This is a genomic window from Acidithiobacillus sp. TH-A35, from assembly GCF_057473505.1.
In genome coordinates, this window is record NZ_JBYCKR010000319.1 from 1 (window position 1) to 4,766 (window position 4,766).

4 protein-coding genes are annotated in these 4,766 nt (G+C 56.0%); 3 read left to right on the forward strand and 1 reads right to left on the reverse strand.

Annotation, left to right across the window (positions count from 1 at the left end; genetic code table 11):
* The 3 genes from AC2VNK_RS10095 to AC2VNK_RS10105 form a co-directional block, all read left to right on the forward strand.
* The coding region (locus AC2VNK_RS10095) for an ABC transporter permease (protein ID WP_486883661.1) at positions 1–759 on the forward strand (759 nt) is incomplete at its 5' end.
* 1 nt (position 760) lies between these two features.
* A complete protein-coding gene (locus tag AC2VNK_RS10100) occupies positions 761–1,453 on the forward strand; it encodes an ABC transporter ATP-binding protein (protein ID WP_486883662.1) in 693 nt (230 codons plus the stop codon).
* Positions 1,443–2,531, forward strand: a complete 1,089-nt coding sequence (locus AC2VNK_RS10105; RefSeq protein WP_291523168.1) for an HlyD family secretion protein — start codon at positions 1,443–1,445, stop codon at positions 2,529–2,531. Before AC2VNK_RS10100 ends, AC2VNK_RS10105 begins: the two co-directional genes overlap by 11 nt.
* Positions 2,532–3,100: 569 nt before the next feature.
* On the opposite strand, the gene mgtA is transcribed toward AC2VNK_RS10105, so the two are convergent.
* The coding region (gene mgtA, locus AC2VNK_RS10110) for a magnesium-translocating P-type ATPase (RefSeq protein WP_486883663.1) at positions 3,101–4,766 on the reverse strand (1,666 nt) is incomplete at its 5' end.

The following is a 4,766-nucleotide window of genomic DNA, read 5'->3' on the forward strand; positions in this document are numbered from 1 at the left end:
ATCATTTCCGGCAGCATCATGGATATTTACCAGAACAATGCCTTCATCATGGTCAAGGATGCCAACTACGCCAAGCTGGGCAGCCCAAAAATAGGCACCAGCTTTGAGATCAATGATCATCGCGCGGTTGTCGTGGCCCTGGCCCACACCCCGGTGCCCGGCCTGTTCGGCTTGCCGACCCTCTATACCACCTATAACCGCGCCACCCAGGACCTGCCCTCCACCCGCTATCTGATTTCCTACATCCTGGTGCAGCCGAAAAGCACCCAGAATATCGCCGCCATCGAGCAGCAGGTAAAGCAACTGGGCTATCTGGCCTTGACCGATCAGCAATTCATCACCCGTAACGACCGGTTCTATGAATTTCAGACCGGGATGGGCACCAACATCCTGATCATGACCCTGATCAGCTTTCTCGTCGGCCTGTCCATCGCTGGAGAAACCTTTTACATGTTCGTCCTGGACAATCTGGAGCACTTCGGCGCCCTCAAGGCCATTGGCGCCAAAAGCGGCGAGCTGATTCAGATGATCGTGTTTCAGTCGCTGGTCGTGGGCTTTCTGGGTTTTGGCTTCGGCGTGCTCCTGTCCTCCACCATGATCGCCATTGCCAAGCTGAAGATCGCCAACTACGCCGCCATGGTCACCTACGAGAACCTGTTTCTGGCCCTCATCATGGTCCTGATCATATCCGCCTTTTCGAGCTATATCGGCATTCGAAAAGTCATCCGCATCGACCCCTTTGACGTGTTCCGGGGTTAGCGTGATCCTGACTGCGACGAAGATCTCGAAGTCCTTTGGCGAAGTGACGAACCAGACCTACGCGCTGCGCGAGGTCAGCTTCGCAGTGGACTTCGGCGAGATGCTCTATATCGTCGGTCCCTCCGGCTCCGGCAAAACCACGCTGTTGAGCATCATCTCCGGCATCTTGCGCCCCGATGACGGCGACGTGGTGGTCAAAGACGTGGATATCTGGAAGCTGGGCAGTGATGCCCTGGCCGGCTTTCGTCTGCAGACCATCGGTTTCGTTTTTCAGGACTACCATCTCTTTCCTCGCCTGACCACCCTGGAAAATGTGGCCATTCCCCTGATTCTCCGGCGTGAGCCCTGGGACAAGAGTCTAACGGAGGCGCGCAAAACGTTGCAGGTCGTCGGTCTGGCAGAAAAAGAAAACTTGCCGCCCTACAAACTGAGCGGCGGCGAGCAACAGCGGGTCGCCATCGCCCGCGCCATCGTTGCCCAACCGGACCTGCTGATTTTCGATGAGCCTACCGCTTCCCTGGATGGGGACACCGGCAGGAAAATCGTCGCCTTCGTCAAGGAGCATATTTTGAATGCGCAGCGTGCGATTATCATCGTGACCCACGACAGCAGAATTTACGAATATGCGACGCGGATCATTCGCATGGAAGATGGCAGGATTGTCCCCGGAACCGGAGCGGACCATGAGAAATAAGATACTTTTCGGGCTGGCCATCGTCGGGATCCTCATCGGCCTGGTCAGCGCCTACATATATAGCCGGCAAACGCCGCCGCAACCCCCTCTGGCCACCAACTACAACCCTTACGTCAACGGAATATTCGCCAACGGCATCATCGAGAGTTATGCGGCCAATGGCGAAAACATCAACATCTACCCTCAGGTGTCCGGAAGGGTGACCGGCATCTTCGTCCAGGAGGGGCAGACGGTGGCGAAGGGGACACCGCTCTTCGCCATCGATGACTCCGTGCAAAAGGAAGTGGTGGCCCAGAACAAGGCCCAGGCCCAGGCCGCCCTTGCCCTGTTGCAGGAATTAAAAGCGGAGCCCCGCAAAGAAACCCTGACCATTGCCAAAAAACAAGTCGAATATGCCCGAGCCAGCCTGAAATACCAGCAGGCACAACTGGAAATCACCAAAAAGGAAATGGCCATCAATCCCCAGACGGTGAGCAAACTTGCCCTGGAAAATGTGCAAAACTCTGTCCTGATTGCCGAAAACAACCTCAAAGTAACGCAGGCGCAGTATGCGCTGACCCAGGCGGGCGCCTGGAGTTACGACATCAAAAATCAACAAGCTATCTATCATGCGGCGCGAAAGACCTACGCGTCCAGTAATGCCTTGTTACAGCAATATATTGTGCGGGCGCCGGTCACCGGCGATATCCTCCGTATCAGCACCGCCATCGGCAGTTACGCATCCCCCCAAGGCGTCTACGGCACTTATACACAGGGGATGGATCCGGTCGTGGTGATGGGCAAGAAGACCGCCTACCTGCAGGTCCGCGCCTATTTGGATGAGATATTGGTTCCAAGATTACCTGCGCCTGCAGATATGACCGCGAAAATGTTCATTCGAGGTCTCAACAATGTCAGCGTACCGTTGCAGTTTGTGCGGATACAACCCTATGTGGTGCCGAAGATCGAACTGTCCAACCAAAGGACGGAAAAGGTGGACGTAAGGGTGCTGCCAATTCTCTTCAAATTTAAGATTCCGGAACACATAAACCTGTTTCCCGGCGAACTGGTGGACGTATATATGGGCAAGAAGTCATAATCCTAAAAATCAATTTCCCGGGACTGCCAACACATGGCGTTTCAAATTTGCAAGAAATGCCTAGTCATTGATCAGCCGCGTTATTTTATCCTGACCGCCCAGTCTGCCGTGGGAGCGCAGCCAATTCGCAAAGGTCCCAGGGTCGACGAGGATGACCCTTGGGACATCCAGCGAGATCCCTGCTGATCCGAAGCCACAAGGGGATTTGCGGTAGGGCAGAGGCATGGGGCTGCCCTCCTGGCCACAGCCAGGTGGCTGCTGATAGGGCTATCGTTGGATCTTCGGCGGTACGGAAATCCCTTACAGGATGCTGGTGGGTGGTATCCATTCCCATTGATCGCCCTGCGCCTGACGCCACCGGTGCTGCTGTTCATGACGGGTGCGCAAGCTCTACCGCCCGAACAGGCGCCGCGGCGCCCTGCTATACAGAAACTCGCGAGCCGCTTTGGACATTTCCATCTTTGGGCAAACGCCGCTCCCGATCAACTTGCCGCCGTGGTTGATGCACAGGCATACCATGCTTAGGTCGCTATTATTTTCTCTTCTTTGCGCCCAACCTCAGCAGGGCACTACGCCAAGCGTCGGTAAAACCATCTCTTCACCCCTTCCACCGCCATCAGGTACACGACGACCATGGCCATAAGTATCGCGAAGAAATCCAACGGCAGTGCCACAAATCCCAGCGTGGTGCCTATCGGGGTCAAAGGCAGTAGGGCTGCTACGGCAACCACGGCTAATGAGGTTCCCGCCAGCAAAGGGTGTGGACGGCTGGTCAAGGGATTAAAGCGGGTACGAATGACGAATATTACCAGAACCTGGGTGGCGATGGATTCGATGAACCAGCCGGTGTGGAACATCTCCTCGCCAGCATGGAAAACATGCAACATGACATAAAAAGTGAGGAAGTCGAAGAGCGAACTGATCGGGCCGATCACCATCATGAAGTTGCGAATGAAGGCCATATCCCACTCGTGAGGATGTGATAAATAGCTCTCGTCCACGTTGTCCAGCGGGATCGCAACCTCCGAGAGGTCGTAAAGGAAGTTGTTGAGCAAGATCTGTACTGGCAGCATGGGCAAAAAGGGGATGATCAGGGTGGCACCGGCCATACTGAACATGTTCCCAAAATTGGAGCTGGTACCCATCATGATATACTTCAGCACATTACCGAAGGTACGCCGCCCTTCTCGAATGCCTTCATACAATACATCGAGGTCGCGTTCGAGCAGGATCATGTCCGCCGCATCCTTGGCTACGTCCACCGCGCCGTCCACGGAGATCCCCACATCTGCGGAATGGAGCGAGGGAGCGTCGTTGATGCCGTCGCCAAGAAAGCCCACGACGTGGTTGCGTGCTTTGAGGGCCAGGATGACGCGGTTTTTCTGCGCAGGAGTAACACGGCAAAATAGGTTCGCTTCTTCCACCACCGCTTGCAGGGCGAAGTCGTCCATCTTCTGGATCTCGGCGCCGGTCAGGACCCTGCTCACTGGCAGGCCGATCTGCGCGCAGACGTGTCGGGTGACCAGATCATTGTCACCGGTAACAATCTTCACCGTTACACCGCTTTGGGTCAAATCGCGAACCGCACGCGCGGCTGTTTCCTTTGGGGGATCCAGGAAAGCGGCGAAGCCGGCAAATACCAACTCGGTTTCATCGCTCACCACGGCGTGGGGATGGTCAAGCGGCACACTTCGCCAAGCGATACCCAGCACCCGAAAGCCTTTCTGTCCCAACTCGTCGCACAATGCCCCTGCCCGATCCCGTGTTGGTGTGTCGAATGGCGTTTGGACCCCCTCCACCTCATACGCCACGGCAAGTCGAAGTATGTCCTCGGGAGCGCCCTTCACTACCAAAAGTCGGCTATCGTTTTTTTCCACCAGCACGGAGACCCGCCGCCGCTCGAAGTCGAAGGGTACTTCATCAATTTTTCGCCAGGCGCTGACGTTGATTTCCTGATGGGCGAGAATGGCGTCGTCCAGAGGGCTTTTCAGCCCGGTCTCGAAATGACTGTTGAGATAAGCTAATTCCAGCACCCTCTCGCTCTCACGCCCCAAGGGATCCACATGGCGCTCGAGCCGGATATGCGCTTCGGTGAGCGTTCCCGTCTTGTCCGTGCAGAGCACGTCCATCGATCCCAGATTTTGCACCGACGCCAGGCGTTTCACGATCACCTTTTTCCTGGCCATCCGGATGGCGCCGCGCGCGAGGGTAACCGAAACGATCATCGGTAGGAGT

Coding starts and splice junctions, on each gene's coding strand:
- AC2VNK_RS10105 (WP_291523168.1), top strand. CDS start 1,443: ATGAGAAATAAGATACTTTTCGGGCTGGCCATCGTCGGGATCCTCATC.